The organism is Cupriavidus sp. CuC1, assembly GCF_044627735.1.
GTDB lineage: Bacteria > Pseudomonadota > Gammaproteobacteria > Burkholderiales > Burkholderiaceae > Cupriavidus > Cupriavidus ulmosensis.
This window is the reverse complement of record NZ_JBIUHC010000015.1, coordinates 29,835-46,983: the sequence shown is the minus strand read 5'-3', so window position 1 is coordinate 46,983 and position 17,149 is coordinate 29,835. Positions and strand designations below refer to the sequence as shown.

Sequence of the window (17,149 nt, the reverse complement as noted above, 5' to 3'; positions counted from 1 at the left end):
CAGGGCGGGTTAGGGCGACGTTGGTGCATGGACGCCGGGCGTCGTAGCGATTGGGTTGTCGGCTGCAGGCATTGCGTCCCTTGTTTGATCGTCCTGATTGTGGATTGAATGGTAGGAGCGCGCCGGTGGGGGGCTCCCCCCAGCAGCGGGGGGGATAGGGCACAGGGATATCCCTGAGAGCGACCAGCAATGCACCCGGCGTGGCTATAATCCGCGGCATTGGCCGTGCGCTTCGGCTGACCCGCCGGATACGCTCAACCCACTTGATCGGCATAGCCTGCCGGGCTTACTTGATGACAAATCCCACCAGTGGCACTGGCATCACAGCATCGGAACTGCTGCTCAAGACCAGTCCACCGCGCGCACCGCGCCACCTGCTAGCGCGGTCGCGCCTGCGTTCGGATAGCGAGCGGTTCGTTGACCGGCCCGTGACGATCGTGCAAGCGCCTGCCGGCTTCGGCAAGACATCCCTGCTGATCCAGTGGCACCGCGAATACATCATGCGCGGCAGCGCCGTGGCCTGGGTGTCTCTGGATGAGGGCAACGATCCCCGCCGGTTGCTGATGAGCCTCACGAGCGCGATTCGCTCAGGCTGCGGGCGTGCTGCATTCGGCGGACGGCTGCTGGAAGGAGAGAGGGCGACCGATGGACCGTTGGAGGGGTTCACGGCATGGCTGGGCGAGGTTGCCCACCTTGCGCTGGATGTCGTTCTCATACTGGATGAGGCCGAGCGGCTGCCGGACGCCAGCCGCGATGCGCTGATCTACCTGCTTAACAACTTGCCATCCAACCTGCGCATCGTGGTGGCGGCCCGCGGCGGCTTCGACACGGTCGTGGAGCGGCTGGGCCCATATGGCCAGTGCGTGAAAGTCGATACCGGCTTGCTGCGTTTCCGCCTGGACGAGACGATCGCGCTGATCGGCAGGCATTTTGAGACTAGCGTGGAGGCCGACGCCTGCGCCAGGTTGCATGACGTGACCGAGGGCTGGCCGCTCGGCCTGCAACTCGCGCTGGCGGCAATCACCCATGCTCCTGATCCCGTTGCCGCCATTGATGCCTTCGCCAGCAGTACCGGAGGCATGCGAGAACACTTCGTTACCGCGCTGCTCGCCAGGCTCTCCGATGCGGATACCGGGTTCCTGACGCGCATCTCGATCGTTGAGCTGCTGCATGCCGATCTTTGCCACGCCGTGACGGGGTTGCCGGATGCGCAGGAGCGCTTGCAGCGTCTGATGCGTGACACGCCGCTGTTTGTCGTCTCGGACCAGCATGGCGAGTGGTTCCGCCTGCATGCGATGGCACGCGATGCGCTGCGCACCCGGCTGGCGGACCTCCCGGCTCAGGAACTCGCCGGGATGCACGATCGTGCGATGCACTGGCTTGCCGATCATGGCATGACCGAGGCTGCCGCGCGCCACGCGCTCGCCAGCGGCCAGCGCGAGACTGCCTATGGGCTGGCGCAGCGCTGCCTGCATGACGCCGCCACGCGCGGCCAGTTGTCCGCCGTGCTCGAATGGCTCGAATGGCTGCCCGAGCCCGAGCTGGACCGGCATCCACGCCTGCGCCTGGCGGCGGCATGGGCGCTGGCGCTGAGCGAGCGCCACCAGCAGGCCGAGGCGCAAGTGCGGCAAATCCTGCGCCATGCGACGCCGGACGATGCCATGCGCTACGAGATCGACCTGATCCTGAGCGCCGCGGCCTACTACGCGGACGAGCCGGACCGCGTCGCGGCACTGTTTGATCGCTGGGGGGAGGCACCACCCGTCAACGATGCGTGGCTGCAGCAGGCGCATGCCAACCGCCTGGCCGTGCGCGCGCTGACGGCAGGGGAGTATGCCAAGGCGCGCCGTTACGAACAGAACGCGCCGCGCGGCGACGCCAGTCTTGCCTACCGTTATGTGATCCGCTGGCGCGATTACATCATCGGGCTGGGGTACCTGTTCGAGGGACAGGTGCTATTGGCGGAGCGCACGCTGCGCCCGGCACTGGCCCGCGCCGACGAAGAGTTGGGCCGGCGCCACCCGTTTTCCTGCATGATCGCCGGCTTGCTGGCCGCCGCCGCTTATGCGCGGGACCAGATAGACGAAGCGGCAGCGCTGCTGGCCAATCGCCTGGATGTCCTGGAGCGTGGCGGGACGCCGGACACGGTGCTGCTGGCTTACCGCACGGCGGCCCGCATCGCCGCCGCCAGGGGCGTCGAGCATCGCGCTCTCGACCTGCTCGAGACCATGTATGCGGTTGGCATTGCCCGCAACCTGCCCAGGCTGTGCGTGGCCAGCCTGACAGAGCAGTTGCGGCTGCATAGCGGGCGTTTTCGCTCCGAGACGTGCCGGACCCTGCGGCGGCGCATCGATGAGATCGTTGCAGACAACGCCGCGCCCGAGTCTCCGATCCGGCAGCGCAACCTGGTCCTGCTCCAGGATCTGGCGCATGCCTATACGTGCATTGCCGAGCAGGACTGGCGCGCGGCGCAGCAGCAGCTGACGCGGGCGGAGGCAGGGGCCGAGGCGATGAAGCGCGAGGTCGTGCGCATCGAGATCATGGCGCTGCGGGCGCTGGCCATGGACCGCAGCGGGGAGAAGAGCCTTGCCTTGCTGCGTGAAGCCATGAACCTGCTGGAGGCATACGGGGTGACGCGCGGCGTACGCGACGTCCATCCCGCGCTGGCGGACTGGGCGCGCGATATCGAGACTGAATCCACAGCTGCCCGGCGTCTTGATCCCGCCACGCCGGCGCCGGCGGCACGTCCCCTCGCCGCGACTGGCGCAGACGGGCCGCGCGCGGCGCCCAGCATGGTGCTGACGCCGAAAGAGCGCAATGTCCTGGAACTGCTGGCCCGGCACCTTGCCAACAAGGAAATCGCGCTTGCCATGGGCATCGGGCAAGAGACCGTCAAATGGCACCTGAAGAATCTGTCCGCCAAGCTCGATGCCGGCACGCGCAAGCAGATCGTGCGCAGGGCGCAACTGCTAGGCCTGCTGCGCGACGTGTAGCGGGAATGACAGCACGATTGTCAGGCTCGGCATCAAGATCCATGCTTGTGTTTGGCGTGTTCATGGGCAAGCGTTCCTGGCTAGCGGTATTGTGTACGAGCGGCTGTGGCTAGTCAGGCTTGAAGTCAATCGCCTTTAGCAGTGCGCCCTGACGATCGTGCGCCGTGCGCAGCGAGGCGCCCAGTTCAGCCTGGCTCCTGGGAACCCCAACGTCCAGGCCGAGTTCGGCAATGCGATCCCGTACCGATGCCGATTCGAGCACCTTGCGGGTTGCCGCACGCAAGCGGTCCTGGATCGCTTCGGGCACGTCAGGTGCTACCCAGACGCCGATCCATGCGAGCTGGTTAAGCGCAGGGTAGCCAAGTTCGGTGAACGTAGGTACCTGCGGGAGCGTCGCAAGGCGCTTCGGCGAACTGACGGCGAAGGCGCGGAGTTTGCCAGCCTTGATGAGCGGCAGCGAAGTCGCTGTCCCATCGAACATCAGGGGGACATGCCCTCCCATCACATCCTGCAACGCCGGCGGAGATCCCTTGTAGCCCACATGGCTCATGTCGATGCCGGCAAGCTGATTCAACTGCAGACCCATGGTATGCCCGAGCATGCCTGTGCTGTAGGACGCATAGTTGACCGAGGCGGGATGGGCTTTGACATAGGAGATCAGTTCGCCAAGAGTCTTGGCGGGCAAGGCGGGATTGCCGACGAGCACTAATCCGCCGCGCGCCAGTTCCGCAACCGGCTTGATGTCCTTGAAGGGGTCGAACCGCTGCTTGGCCAGGAAAGGGGCTTCGGATGCAATACCGTCCTGGATGACCAGTAGCGTATAGCCGTCATGCGGCGCTGCCAGCATGTCTTGCACTGCAATGGCGCCGAAGCCACCCGGCTTGGAGTCGACGATAAAGGGTTGGCCAAGTTGCCTGGTCAGCCCGTCAGCCAGGCTACGGGCGAGCATGTCGGCGGTGCCGCCCGCGGGCGCAGCTGTGACGATGCGAACCGGCTTGGCAGGCCAGGTTTCGGCGCCGGCCTGCTGGCCAGCGAGGCACAGGACCACGGTGCCTGCGGCCATGAGTGCACGACCGCCCCGGTCAAACCACTTGATGCATTCCACGAGTGTCTCCTTGTTGTTGATAGCGGCCCTGGCTTGGTGGCTGCGTACTGCAAGAAACGCAAAAACGTGCGCAACGCACACCAAGCCCAACAGCCGCTTGCCAGCATTCTTACCCTGGCGCCCGTGGCATCGCCCCCCTGCCTTGGGGGGGGATGCGGAGTGGGACTAGGGCAGAATCCAGCGCATCAGGCCGGCGCGCGACGTTCACAAAGGACGGACGTCGCATCGCTGGCGGAGCATGCTACTCACAAACACTACACGGAGACTTCCTATGCAAGCATTTGAACCGTCCGCGCGCCATGCGTCGGCAACTCCATCCGCCTATGACTATCCGTTGCTTGTTGGGCAACTGCTTCTGAATTCGGTCAGCCTCTATGGCAGCCAGGAGATCAATTACTGCGGGGAGCGGCGCTTTACCTTCAGCGAGTTCCGCCAGCGTGTCGGGCGGCTTGCCTGCGCACTGGATGCACAGGGCGTCGTACAAGGGTCGACCGTTGCGGTCATGGATTGGGACAGCCACCGCTACCTGGAGAGCTATTTCGCCATCCCTATGATGGGCGCGAGGCTCTTCACGGTTAACGTGCGCATCTCTCCCAAGCAGATTGCCTATACGCTGAACGACTCGGGTGCCGATCTAGCCCTGGTCCATGCCGACTTCCTGCCCCTGGTGGAGCAGATACGCTCGGAATTGCGCTACCTTCGCAAGATCATCGTGATAGCAGATGGTCAGGCGCTGAGGGAGATCAGCCTGCCGGTCGCGGGGGAATACGAGGCACTGATCGACCAGGCACCGGCCGAGTTTGCATTCCGGGATTTCGACGAGAGGACCACGGCGGCTATCTTCTATACGACGGGCACCACTGGCGATCCGAAAGGCGTGAGCTACAGCCACCGCCAGATTGTCTTGCATACGCTCGCCACGGCGACCACGCTGTGTGCTCCGCGCGATGGCCAGCGGCTTCACCGTGAAGACGTCTATATGCCCATCACGCCCATGTTCCATGTGCTGGCGTGGGGCATGCCCTACGTTGCCGTCATGCTCGGACTCAAGATCGTGCTCCCAGGGCGCTACTTGCCGGAGAACCTGCTACGCCTGCGCAAGGCGGAGAAGGTGACCTTTTCCCATTGCGTGCCCACCATTCTCCAGATGCTGCTGCAAAAGGCCGGCGAGCAGCAGACGGATCTTAGCGGATGGAAGATGATCATCGGCGGCTCCGCGCTATCGGCCTCGCTTTGCAAAGCCGCTGTCACGCAAGGCATCGATGTGTTCGCCGGCTATGGCATGTCGGAGACGGGGCCAATTGTCGCGCTGTCGCAATTCCCGCCCGGAGGCGCTCCCGACGATATCGATGAGAGCGTTCGCATGCGCTGCATGACCGGCAGGCCGATTCCCCTGGTGGATTTCCGCGTGGTCGACAACGAGATGCGCGATGTGCCGCGCGACGGCAAGACGCAAGGGGAAATCGTGCTGCGCTCGCCGTACCTGACGCTGTCCTACCTTGGCCAGCCCGACGCATCGGAGGCACTCTGGGCCGGTGGATACCTGCATACCCAGGATGTGGCGGTCATGCGCCCGGACGGCTACGTACAGGTGGTGGATCGTCTCAAGGACGTCATCAAGACCGGCGGCGAGTGGGTGTCCTCGATCGAGGTCGAAAACCTGATCTGCGAGATGCCCGGCGTGCGTGAATGCGCGGTGATCGGGGTGCCGGACGACAAATGGGGCGAGCGGCCAATGGCCGCGGTATGCGTCGACGACAGCGCACTGACTGTCGAGCAGATTCGCCGTCACCTGGAGCGCCACGTGGAAACCAGGCGCATCAGCCGGTATGCCGTGCCGGATCCGCAGCGGATCGTCTTTGTTTCCGAGATCCCGAAGACCAGTGTCGGGAAAATCGACAAGAAGCAGCTTCGACTGGATCTGCTGCAGGGGGAGAGTGAATAGGGGTAAAGGGCAGGCAAGGGAAGTGGGCAGCCGCGTGATTGCAAAATAACGTCATTGCCGTTTCCCTTGCCTTTTCCGTTGCCTTCTGTGTGCTAGCGCCTATTGCTGCAGACACACTGGGCTTCCTCGCGGGTAATCTTCAATCTAGCTTCAGGCCAGTCTGTCCGACCGGGAAATCAATATGCTTTACCAGTTGCATGAATTTCAGCGCTCGTTGTTACAGCCACTCACCGCGTGGGCGCAGGCAACGGCCAAGACCTTGACCAATCCGTCGAGTCCGCTTTCCCTTCTACCCGGCGCTACTCGGCTGGCGGCCGGCTACGAACTGCTGTACCGGCTCGGCAAGGCCTATGAGAAACCGGCCTTCGATATCAAGTCGGTCCGCTCCAATGGCCGCGAGATCCCTATCATCGAGCAGACGATTCTCGAGAAGCCATTCTGCAGGCTGGTGCGCTTCAAGCGCTATGCGGACGATCCTGAGATCATCAGGCAGCTCAAGAACGAGCCGGTGGTGCTGGTGTGCGCGCCGTTATCGGGCCACCACGCCACGCTGCTGCGCGACACCGTGAAGACCTTGCTGCAGGACCATAAGGTCTATGTGACCGACTGGATCGATGCCCGCATGGTGCCGCTTGAGCACGGCGCCTTCCATCTGGCTGACTACATCCATTACATCCAGGCATTCATCCGCCACGTCGGCGCCGAGAACCTGCATGTGGTGTCGGTGAGCCAACCCACGGTGCCGGTGCTCGCGGCCATTTCCCTTCTGGCCTCCGCTGGCGAGAAGACGCCCAAGACCATGACCATGATGGGTGGCCCGATCGACGCGCGCCGCAGTCCCACCGCAGTGAATTCCCTGGCCAGGGAGAGGTCGTTCGCGTGGTTCGAGAATCATCTGATCCACACGGTGCCGGCGAACTACCCAGGACACGGCCGCAAGGTCTATCCGGGCTTCCTGCAGCATGCTGGCTTTGTGGCGATGAATCCCGACCGTCACCTGATGTCGCACTACGACTATTACCTAAGCCTGGTCGAGGGCGCCGCAGACGACGCGCAAGCGCACGTGCGCTTCTACGATGAATACAACGCGGTGCTCGATATGGCCGCCGAGTATTACCTCGATTCGATTCGTGACGTCTTTCAGGAGTTCCGGCTCGCAAACGGCAACTGGGAGATCGACGGCATGCCGGTTCGGCCGCAGGACATCACGGCCACCTCCCTGCTGACCATCGAAGGCGAACTGGACGACATTTCAGGGGCTGGCCAGACCGCGGCCGCGCACGAACTGTGCACCGGTATCGCGGACGGGCGCAAGCAACATATTGTCGCTGCAGGCTGCGGGCACTATGGCATCTTTGCCGGCAGCCGTTGGCGCGAGAGCATATACCCGCAAGTGCGTGCATTCATTCGTAGCGCCTAGCGCCCGCCAGGCGGTTCGGCAGGCAGGGGAGCGGTCAGTCTGCGCGTGCGCTGGCTGCGTATCGGCATCGAACCCCCATGAACCCAGCGCGTTCGCATTCGACCCGGTACTGGCCGGACGCAATAGGAGGATGCCGTGGTGCCAGATGCGCCGCGCATCGCCCCCCCCCCTCGCAAGCCAGGAGTAGAGCGTGACCAAGCATGTTGTCCATGTCGGTGATCTGTCCGATAACCCGCGCAGGCTTGTTGCTACTGTGTGAGCACCCAGCTTGCCAGGGTTTTCAATTCGGCCTCGCTTAGCTGCGGGAACCCGGGCATGGGAACGGCGCCCCATTTCCCGCTTCCGCCGGCACGGATGCTCTGCATCAATTGCGTGGTGGCATCCGCTTTTCCGACGTACTTCGCCGCGACATCGTGCAGCGCTGGCCCGACCAGCTTCTTGTCGACAGTGTGGCAAGCGGTGCAGTTGTTCGCACTGAGCAGGCTCCTGGCATCCTGCGGCGCTGGGGATGCTTGCACGGCCGGATGCGCGCCGGCGGTTCCCGGGCTGTCCTTGCCCCGTTCGGCGCCGTAGGTTTTGACCAGATAATCGATCATGGCCGGCATGTCCTCGTCCTTCAGCGGTGCGCCAAAGGGCTTCTTCATCTTCTTCACCGTGGCATCCCAATAGGCGCGCGTAGAAGAAGGCGGCTGGCTTTGCACGTACTGAGCGGAGTGGCAGGTCATGCAGTTCTGCTGCACCAGGCGGTATCCGGGGAGTTCGCTAGCGCGATAGCTGGCGGTTTCCGCGGGTAGCGTGACTTCCAGTGCAAAGGCAGCGGGAATGCCGCTCACGACTGCCATTGCGGCGGCGAGGCTGGCGCGTACCAGTTTAGGAGACATCATGCTGTACCTCATATTGCGCTGACGCGGGTGGTTTCCACCACGTTGCGCATATAGCCAGCCGGATTCCAGAGCGCATTGAGCGGCTGGCTTTGGCCGATTCGATTGGTGGCGCGTACGCGCAGATCGTAGCTGCCCTTGCGCGAGGGGCGGAAGGCCACGCTCCACTCCCGGAAGGAGTAGCGGCCGAGATCCTTGCCCATGCGCGCTGCGTTCCAGGTCTGCCCGCCATCGGAGGAGAAGGCCACCTCGGAAACACCGTACCCGCCGTCAAATGCGATGCCGCGCACGACCGTCTCATGGCCGGCCAGAACCTTGCTGCCGGTCTGCAGGCTGGTGATGAAGGAGCGCACGTTGAAGCGGCCGATCGGCGTTGTACGCGCGGGCGCCGTGCCCGGCGCCACACAAGCGCAGCCATTGTCGGGCGTACGATATGCGGCGCTCATCCAGAAACCATCGAAGACGCTGTCAAGTACCTGGATCTTCGAAAGGTGCTTCACCCAATAGGTGCCGTAGTGGCCCGGCACCACCAGCCGAAGCGGGTAGCCGTTGAGTAGGGGAAGATCCGCGCCGTTCATACCCCACGCCAGCATCACCTCGCCATCCAGCGCGTGATCGATCGGCAGCGCTTTCACAAAGTCCGGACTGCTGTCCAGCGGCGGGTGATCCAGTCCGTCAAAGCTGACCTGCACGGCGCCGGGTTGCACGCCAGCCTTTTCCAGTACCTTTTTCAGCGGAATCCCCATCCATCTGGCATTGCCCATGGCACCGTTTGCCAGCTGGCCGCCGTTGACGCGCGGGGTGAGAAAGCCACGGCTATTCCCCGAGCACTGATTGACCGCCACCAGTTCGACCGGGTCGGCCATCTGCTTCAGGTCCGCAAGCGACAACGCCAACGGGTTGGCAACCTTGCCGCCCACTTGCAGCCGGTAGCTGTCTGCATCGATGGACGTGGGAATGCCGCTCCAGTGGTATCGCACAAAGAACGCATCGTTTGGCGTGACGGCGCCTTCATTGAATACGCTGAAGGGCGTCTCGAGTTGCGGGGGACGGCTGGTCAGAAGGATCAGGGGGCGTTTCTGGGGGAATGCCACCAGTTCGCGCGTGCCGTTATCGAAAGGCAAGTCCACCGTGCTTGCGCTTGCGGCTGCCATTGCGTCGAACGCGAAGCCGCCAAGCGCGGCGTGTGCGCCAATTGCAGCCGCACCCCGCAGGAATGTGCGCCTCGCAGGCAATATCTGATCAGGGTTCTGATGGTTCTCCACTGCTTCTCCTCTGGGGTTGGTCTTTTTATCTGCCGGCGCTCAGGCGGCGAACCAGCACAAGGCCGCTCCGCCTGCGATCAGGAACACGAACAACATGCCCGCCAGGATCATCGGCGCGCGGCCGGTGCGGACCAGGTCGATCAAGCGTGTTTGCAGGCCGATCGCGAGCATGGCGGTGGCAAGCAGCCAGTTGTCCAGTGCGATCAATCCGGGTTTCCAGGCATGTGGCACCATGCCGGCGGAGTTGATGGCCATCACGGCAACAAAGCCAAGGGCAAACCACGGTACCGAGCGCAGGAGACCGGACCAGCCGGCGGCCCCGGTATCGAGGCCTTGCTTGCGCTCGCTTGTGCGGGTCCACAGAGCCATGATCAGCAGCAGGGGGCCGAGCGCCAGCACGCGCACCATCTTGGCGACGACGGCGGCATCGGCCGTCGCATCGCTGACCATCTTGCCGGACGCGATGACCTGCGCTACCTCATGCAGGGTGGCGCCGGTGAAGATGCCGAAAGTGCGTTCGCTGACCGCCATGTGCATGTGACCCACGGCGAGGTCGAACAGGTAAGGGTAGAGCACCATGCCGACCGTCCCGAACAGCACGACCGTAGCCACGGCAACGGCGGTCTGGCGATTGTCGGTCTTTACCACGGAGGCCATGGCAATGGCGGCAGCGGCACCGCATACGGCGCTGCCCGCGCTGACCACAAGCGCTTCGCGCCGCTCTAGCCCCAGCAGCTTGACGCCGATCCAGGTGCCCAATAGCAGGGTCGAGACCAGCATGGCAAGTGGAATCAGGACGCCGGCCAGACCCAGCGCAACGATCGCGTCGAACGTCAGGCGCAGGCCGTACAACGCCACGCCCAGGCGCAGCATGTGATGCCGCGCGACTTGCATGCCGGACGCCAGCGGCGTGAGCCAGCCGCGCGGCAACGTGTTGCCGGCGAACATGCCTGCGAACATGGCAAGTGTCAGGGCGCTCAGGCCCGTCTTGGCGATGGCTGGGTGCTCTGAAAGCTGCAGCGCTAGCCAGGCGATAAATCCAAGGGGCAAAAGCGTAAGCAGCCGGTTCCACCAGTTCAGGGCGGTGGAGAGGGTGGGGCTGCTGGCTTGAGCGATCGAAGACATGGAGGGGGCTTTCCTGTGTGGATGAGCGAGCGTAGAGCGCTCGGCCTAATCGGCATAACGGGAAATTTGGATATCCCTTACCAGTTATGTCGATAGGTGGTAGGAATGTGGCATCGCCGTTCCGTAGTTCGCGTGCCTTGAATTGACCAGGGACGTTCGGGCCACCGAGAGTACGAGCATCGGAAACCCCAATGCGAGCCTGAATGCCAAGATCCCGACGCCGAGTCTAGCTTCCGCAAGGTCGATGAATGCCCCCCACTGCGGGGGGCACAGGTTGCTTAGTCTGCGCGGCTCAAGTGCCGGCACGTCGCTTGCGGGCACGGACACACAAAGCGGGCCCGCTGGCGGCCGCTGCGCGGGATTAGCGCGCCCATGCCCCTGGCCGCGTTGCCCCGTAGCGGGTCGCATACTCCCAGCCCAGTTCTGCAAGCGGTTTCGCCTTGCGGCCGGTTTCCAGCGCATCTGCTGCTGCCGCATTGCCGCCTTCCGCGCGCCGCGCGATACCGTTCATGATGGCCGCCAGCCGGAAGAAGTTATAGGCGAGGTAGAAGTCCCAATGTTCCATCTCCTGCATGCCGTTGGCGTTGCCGTACCACTGGATGTAGGTGGCCTCGTCCGGAATGCCCAGAGCATGCAGGTCCAGCCCGCCGATGCCGCGCCAGAGCGACGCCGGGATGTGCCAGCCCATGCACTGGTAGGCAAGGTCGGCCACCGGGTGGCCTAGCGTCGACAATTCCCAGTCCAGGACCCCGAGTACGCGCGGCTCGGTCGGATGAAAGAGCAGGTTGTCCATGCGGAAGTCGCCGTGCACAAGGCTTGTCTGGTGTTCCGGCGGAAGATGGCGCGCAAGCCAGTCCGCCAGGGCTGCCAGCGCGGTATTGCCGTCCGTACCGGTTTCTTCGCACTGCCGCGACCAGCGGCTCACTTGCCGTGCGATGTAGTTTCCGCTTTTGCCATAGTCGGCGAGGCCTACCTTGTGATAGTCCACCCGATGCAAGGCGGCGATCACGCGATTCATTTCCCGATAAATCGCCGTGCGTTCTGCGCGCGACAGGCCGGGCAGCGACTGGTCGAACATCACCCTGCCTTGCAGGAACTCCATGACGTAGAAGGGGCTGCCCAGGATCGACGTATCCTCGCTGTAGAGGAAGAGCCGCGGGACGGGTACTTCGCTGCCCTGCAGGGCACGCATCACGCGATATTCGCGGTCGATGGCATGGGCGGACGATAGCAGCTTGCCCGGCGGCTTGGTGCGCAGCACATATTGTTGCGCTTCGCACCAGATCCGATAAGTGGGATTGGACTGGCCGCCGGCCAGCCGTTCGGCCGTCAGCGAGGGCAGCTCGATCAGGCCCTGTCCGTGCAGCAAGACTGCCAGTCTGGTGCAATCCAGGTCCAGCGTGTGTTCATCCGCCGGGGCGGTCTCGCTTTGCGCGCAGGCATGCGTCATTGTGTCTGTCTCCTGGATCCCCGATCCACTACGAGGTCTCTTCGATTGGTTGTGTCGTGCGTTTCGTGCTAAAGCCTGCTAAAGCGTGCTGACCATGTGCCCGCCATCCACGGGCAAGACGGCGCCGGTGATGTAATCCGAGGCGTCCGACGCCAGCAGGAGCAGCGCGCCATCGAGTTGCTCCGGTTGCCCGAGCCGGCGTTGCGGGATCCGCTTTACCAGCGCCTGGCCGCTATCGGTCTCGAAAAAGCTCCGATTGATGTCGGTTTCAAAATACCCCGGCGCCAGCGCATTGACGCGGATGCCATGACGCGCCCATTCCAGCGCAAGCGACCGTGTCAGGTGAATGAGGCCAGCCTTGGCCGCGGTATAGGCGGGCACTTGCTGGGCGACGCGCATACCAAGGATCGAGGCGATGTTGACGATGCTGCCGCCTTTGCCCCCATCGCGCATCATTTTCGCCGCCTGTTGTGCCACCCGCCACGCGCCGCTCAGATTGGTGTCGATCACGCTCTGCCATTCGTCCTCCGCCACCTCGATGGCGGGACGCGTGACAGCAATGCCCGCGCTGTTGACCACGATATTGACCGTGCCCAACGCGCTGGCCGCACCCGCGAAGGCCGACGCCACCGAGGCCGGGTTCCTGACGTCGAGCGAAACCACGCAGCCTTGACCACCTTCGTCGCGGAGCGCGGCAAGCAATGCCTCGCCTTCGCCGACGCGCCGTCCGGCCAGTGCAACCCGGCATCCGGCACGCGCCAGGGTCAGGGCGAAGTGCCGGCCCAGGCCGCCGAAGGCGCCGGTCACCAGCGCTACCTTGCCTTCCAGGTCGGCAAACGGGTTAGGGGCGGGATGCGCTTTCATGCAAAATCTCCTTTGATTGCCAGAATGGATGCGGGTGTTTCCCGGCCACCGCTCGCCAATGGGCGCAGGCGGCCAGCCAAAGCTGCCTCAGGCCGCCTTGCCCATGTCTTCGACCACCTTTTTGGCGTCGCCGAACACCATCATGGTCTTGTCCATGTAGAACAGTTCGTTATCCAGGCCCGCGTAGCCCGCCGCCATCGAACGCTTGTTCACGATGATGGTCTTGGCCTTGTAGGCTTCCAGGATCGGCATGCCGGCAATCGGCGAGTTGGGATCGGTCTTGGCCGCCGGGTTCACCACGTCGTTGGCGCCCAGCACCAGCACCACGTCCGCCTGGCCGAACTCACTGTTGATGTCTTCCATTTCGAAGACCTGGTCGTAAGGGACCTCGGCCTCTGCCAGCAGCACGTTCATATGGCCCGGCATGCGGCCGGCCACCGGGTGGATGGCGTACTTCACCGTCACGCCCTTCTCGACCAGCTTCTCGGTGAGTTCCTTGAGCGCATGCTGCGCGCGGGCCACCGCCAGGCCGTAGCCCGGGACAATGATCACGGTCTCGGCGTTGCCCATCAGGAAGGCCGCGTCGTCCGCCGAGCCGGCTTTGACATTGCGCTGTTCCGCACCGCCGGCCGTGGCGGCTGTCGCTGTGTTGCCGAAGCCGCCCAGCAGCACGTTGAAGAACGAACGGTTCATCGCGCGGCACATGATGTACGAGAGGATGGCACCGCTCGATCCCACCAGCGAGCCCGCGATGATCAGCATCGGGTTGTTGAGCGAGAAGCCGATGCCGGCCGCCGCCCAGCCCGAGTACGAGTTCAGCATCGATACCACCACCGGCATGTCCGCGCCGCCGATCGGGATGATGATCAGCACGCCCAGCACGAAGGCAATTGCCAGCATCAGCAGGAACGGCGACCAGTCCTGCGACAGGAAGAAGAGCACGCCGAAGCCGATCATGGCCACCGCCAGCAGCAGGTTCAGCATATGCTGCCCGGCGAACGACACCGGCGCGCCCTGGAACAGGCGGAACTTGTAGCGCCCGGCCAGTTTGCCGAAGGCGATCACCGAACCGGAGAAGGTGATGGCGCCGACGAAGCAGCCGATGAACAGCTCGATCCGGTTGCCCAGTGGGATGTCGTGCGATCCCGTTGGCGCAATGCCGAAGGCGGCCGGCTCAGCCACCGCGGCCACCGCGATGAAGACCGCGGCCAGGCCGATCAGCGAATGCATGGCGGCCACCAGTTCAGGCATCTTGGTCATCTCGACCTTCTTCGCCACATAGGCGCCGATGCCGCCGCCGACCACCAGCGCGCCGAAGATCAACGCCAGGCCTTCGGCGACCGACGACTGGCCAGCGCTTGCAGCCACGAAGTCGTTCTTCAGTTTGGCGATCAACACCAGCGTGGTCACCACCGCGATGGCCATGCCGGCCATGCCGAAGGCGTTGCCGCGCCGTGCGGAACTGGGATGCGAGAGGCCCTTGAGCGCCTGGATGAAACACACCGAGGCCAGCAGGTAGAGCAGGGTGACGAGGTTCATGCTCACGAGATTGCTCATGCCGTGGCCTCCTTGCCATGGGCACCCGCCGGCTTGGCCTTGGGTTCCTTCTTCTTGAACATCTCCAGCATGCGCTGCGTTACCAGGAAGCCGCCGAACACGTTGACCGCGGCCAGCGCCACCGCCAGCGCGCCCATGGTGCGGCCGACGGGGCCCTCGGTCAGGCCGGCCGCCAGCATGGCGCCGACGATGATGATGGCCGAGATTGCGTTGGTCACCGCCATCAGGGGGGTGTGCAGGGCGGGCGTGACCGTCCAGACCACGTGGTAGCCCACGTAGATCGCCAGTACGAAGATGATCAGGTTGATCACCGTGTGGTTCACCATTTCCATCGACTTCTCCTCAGCTTGTCAATTCCAGTTCACGGCGCTTGGTCATCAGGCATGCCGCTACGATGTCGTCTTTCATATCGATGGCGAGCTTGCCATCCTTGCCGATGATCAGTTTGAGGAAGTCGAGCACGTTGCGCGCGTAGAGCGCGGACGCGTCGGCCGCAACCATGCCGGCCAGGTTGGTGTGGCCGATCAGCGTGACGCCATGGCGCTCCACCACTTCGTCGGCCACCGTGAGCGGGCAGTTGCCGCCCTGCGCCGCGGCCAGGTCAACCACCACCGATCCCGGCTTCATCGCCTGCACGGTCTGTTCCTTGAGCAGCACCGGCGCCTGGCGGCCAGGGATCAGCGCGGTGGTGATGACGATGTCGGCGGCCTTGGCGCGCTCATGCACCAGTTCGGCCTGGCGCCGCATCCAGTCCGCCGGCATCGGCCGGGCATAGCCGCCCACCCCTTGGGCGATCTCGCGCTCTTCGTCGGTGACGAAGGGCACATCGAGGAATTTGGCGCCCAGCGATTCGATCTGCTCCTTGACGGCGGGGCGCACGTCGGAGGCTTCGATGACGGCGCCCAGGCGCTTGGCAGTGGCGATGGCCTGCAGGCCCGCCACGCCGGCGCCGAGGATCAGCACGCGCGCCGCCTTGACGGTACCGGCGGCGGTCATCAGCATCGGCATGAAGCGCTGGTAATGGTGGGCGGCAACCAGCACCGCCTTGTAGCCCGCGATATTGGCCTGGGAGGAGAGCACGTCCATGCTCTGCGCGCGGGTAGTGCGCGGCGCCGCCTCGAGCGCGAAGCCGATAATGCCGGCGGCGGCCATGCGGGCCTTGTTCTCGGCATCGAAGGGGTTGAGCATGCCGACCAGCACCGAGCCCTCGTTCATCCGGGCCAGCTCGGCCGGGGTCGGGGCGCGGACCTTGAGCACCAACTGCGCGCCCAAGGCGTCGGCGGCGCTGCCGATGCGGGCGCCGACCGCCTCGTAGGCGGCGTCGGGCTGGCTGGCGAGCAATCCCGCACCGGCTTGCACGGTAACCTGGTGGCCCTGTGCAACATATTTCTTGACTGTCTCCGGGGTGGCGGCAACGCGTGCTTCGCCTGCCCGAACTTCTGTCGGGATACCCATCTGCATTGTGTATTCTCCTATGCTCTTGTCTTGTCTTGTCTTGTCTTGTCTTGTCGCCCGGCGGCCTCGTGACCGGGCTGCCGGGCACCTTCAGTTCAAGAAGCGCTTCCCCACGCGGGGCCTTGGCGGGGCACTGGAAACCCGCGTAGCGCGCGTGAAGCCGTGACTAGCATCTGGGGACAGGGATTCGATCCGGACCGGCGGGAAGGAAGCCGCCGGCAACCAGGGCACCGGCCGCGCATGTTCCGCAGCCGGGCCCGCTGCTTGTCAGCAGGGGACTTCGCCTTCCAGCGTCACCCGGTTCAGGATGCGCTCGGCCTCGCCGTAGTCGTGCACGGCATAGTGCATGGTGCAACGGTTGTCCCACATCACGACATCGCCCTGCTGCCACATATGGCGGTAGACGTTATCGGGGCTGGTCGAGTGTTCGTAGAGAAAGTCGAGCAGCGGACGGCTTTCGGCGGGCGTCATGCCTTCGATGGAGTGCGCCGTGTCGGGATGCCCCACATAGAGCGCCTTGCGGTGTGTCTCCGGATGGGTGCGAACAAGCGGGTGGACCGCCGAGGGCACCGAATCCGACCCCGTCATCCTGGCGAGCCGCAATCCCGTGAAGCGCACGCGCAGGCCTTCGAGCATGCGTTGCATTGCGGGAGACAGGCGCTCATAGGCCAGATATTGATTGCACCACATCGTGTCTCCGCCGCGCGGTACCACGACCGCGGAGAGAATCGAGATCTTGGGTGGCACCTCGGTATAGATGGAGTCGGAGTGCCAGGCCTCGGTAGATGCCGTCTCCTTGGGAATCTTGGTGACCTGGGCGAGTTCCGGGAAGTCCGACAGCCCTCTCAGCAGCGGATTGTTTTGCACCGGTTTACCCCAGCGCCTGGCAAATGCGATCTGGGCCTCGGGCTGGAGCCTTTGGCCGCGGTAGACCAGCACGCCATATTCAAGGAACGCCTGATGCAACACTTCGAAGGCCGCATCGTCAATCGGTTGGTTCAAATCGATGCCTTCCACCGACCCGCCAACCGAGCCGGTGAGCGGTGTGACCTGGATACCCATGAATGTCTCCTGTTCGTTTTTGAAAAC

13 protein-coding genes are annotated in these 17,149 nt (G+C 64.1%); 3 read left to right on the top strand and 10 right to left on the bottom strand.

What is annotated here, in order from left to right; genetic code table 11:
- The first annotated feature begins 293 nt into the window (after nt 1-293).
- The gene (locus ACGLHR_RS09200) at nt 294-2,993 is read left to right on the top strand and encodes a LuxR C-terminal-related transcriptional regulator (RefSeq protein WP_400093360.1); all 2,700 of its coding nucleotides are present in this window, start codon (nt 294-296) and stop codon (nt 2,991-2,993) included.
- Between the two features lie 109 nt (nt 2,994-3,102).
- Here ACGLHR_RS09200 and ACGLHR_RS09195 read toward each other — a convergent pair whose 3' ends face one another.
- Complete coding sequence (locus ACGLHR_RS09195; RefSeq protein ID WP_400093358.1) at nt 3,103-4,098, bottom strand: Bug family tripartite tricarboxylate transporter substrate binding protein; 996 nt, start codon at nt 4,096-4,098, stop codon at nt 3,103-3,105.
- Nucleotides 4,099-4,369: 271 nt separating this feature from the next.
- On the opposite strand from ACGLHR_RS09195, the gene ACGLHR_RS09190 reads away from it, so the two are divergent.
- Both ACGLHR_RS09190 and ACGLHR_RS09185 read left to right on the top strand, forming a co-directional pair.
- Nucleotides 4,370-6,043: a fatty acid--CoA ligase gene (locus ACGLHR_RS09190; protein WP_400093356.1), complete on the top strand. Its 1,674-nt coding sequence runs from the start codon at nt 4,370-4,372 to the stop codon at nt 6,041-6,043.
- Between the two features lie 181 nt (nt 6,044-6,224).
- Nucleotides 6,225-7,463, top strand: a complete 1,239-nt coding sequence (locus ACGLHR_RS09185; protein WP_400093354.1) for a polyhydroxyalkanoate depolymerase — start codon at nt 6,225-6,227, stop codon at nt 7,461-7,463.
- A gap of 248 nt (nt 7,464-7,711) precedes the next feature.
- Here ACGLHR_RS09185 and ACGLHR_RS09180 read toward each other — a convergent pair whose 3' ends face one another.
- The 9 genes from ACGLHR_RS09180 to ACGLHR_RS09140 form a co-directional block, all read right to left on the bottom strand.
- Nucleotides 7,712-8,347 (bottom strand): c-type cytochrome, encoded by a 636-nt coding sequence (locus ACGLHR_RS09180; RefSeq protein ID WP_400093353.1) that lies wholly within the window; start codon nt 8,345-8,347, stop codon nt 7,712-7,714.
- An 8-nt stretch (nt 8,348-8,355) separates the two neighbouring features.
- A complete protein-coding gene (locus tag ACGLHR_RS09175; protein WP_400093426.1) occupies nt 8,356-9,582 on the bottom strand; it encodes a molybdopterin-dependent oxidoreductase in 1,227 nt (408 codons plus the stop codon).
- 66 nt (nt 9,583-9,648) lie between these two features.
- Nucleotides 9,649-10,734: a YeiH family protein gene (locus ACGLHR_RS09170; protein WP_400093351.1), complete on the bottom strand. Its 1,086-nt coding sequence runs from the start codon at nt 10,732-10,734 to the stop codon at nt 9,649-9,651.
- Nucleotides 10,735-11,095: 361 nt separating this feature from the next.
- On the bottom strand, nt 11,096-12,184 hold the full coding sequence (locus ACGLHR_RS09165) for a phosphotransferase family protein (protein WP_400093350.1): 1,089 nt from the start codon (nt 12,182-12,184) through the stop codon (nt 11,096-11,098).
- Nucleotides 12,185-12,262: 78 nt separating this feature from the next.
- A complete protein-coding gene (locus ACGLHR_RS09160; RefSeq protein ID WP_400093348.1) occupies nt 12,263-13,048 on the bottom strand; it encodes an SDR family NAD(P)-dependent oxidoreductase in 786 nt (261 codons plus the stop codon).
- Nucleotides 13,049-13,135: 87 nt separating this feature from the next.
- Nucleotides 13,136-14,605, bottom strand: a complete 1,470-nt coding sequence (locus tag ACGLHR_RS09155) for an NAD(P)(+) transhydrogenase (Re/Si-specific) subunit beta (RefSeq protein ID WP_400093346.1) — start codon at nt 14,603-14,605, stop codon at nt 13,136-13,138.
- Entirely contained in the window at nt 14,602-14,937 is a 336-nt protein-coding gene (locus ACGLHR_RS09150; RefSeq protein WP_267602989.1) for an NAD(P) transhydrogenase subunit alpha, read from the bottom strand. The genes ACGLHR_RS09155 and ACGLHR_RS09150 overlap by 4 nt, the downstream gene beginning before the upstream one ends.
- Before the next feature lie 10 nt (nt 14,938-14,947).
- Nucleotides 14,948-16,066 carry a Re/Si-specific NAD(P)(+) transhydrogenase subunit alpha gene (locus ACGLHR_RS09145; protein ID WP_400093345.1) on the bottom strand — a complete coding sequence of 373 codons (1,119 nt, stop codon included), beginning with the start codon at nt 16,064-16,066 and terminating at the stop codon, nt 14,948-14,950.
- Nucleotides 16,067-16,327: 261 nt separating this feature from the next.
- A complete protein-coding gene (locus ACGLHR_RS09140) occupies nt 16,328-17,122 on the bottom strand; it encodes a TauD/TfdA family dioxygenase (RefSeq protein WP_318237265.1) in 795 nt (264 codons plus the stop codon).
- Between the last annotated feature and the right edge of the window lie 27 nt (nt 17,123-17,149).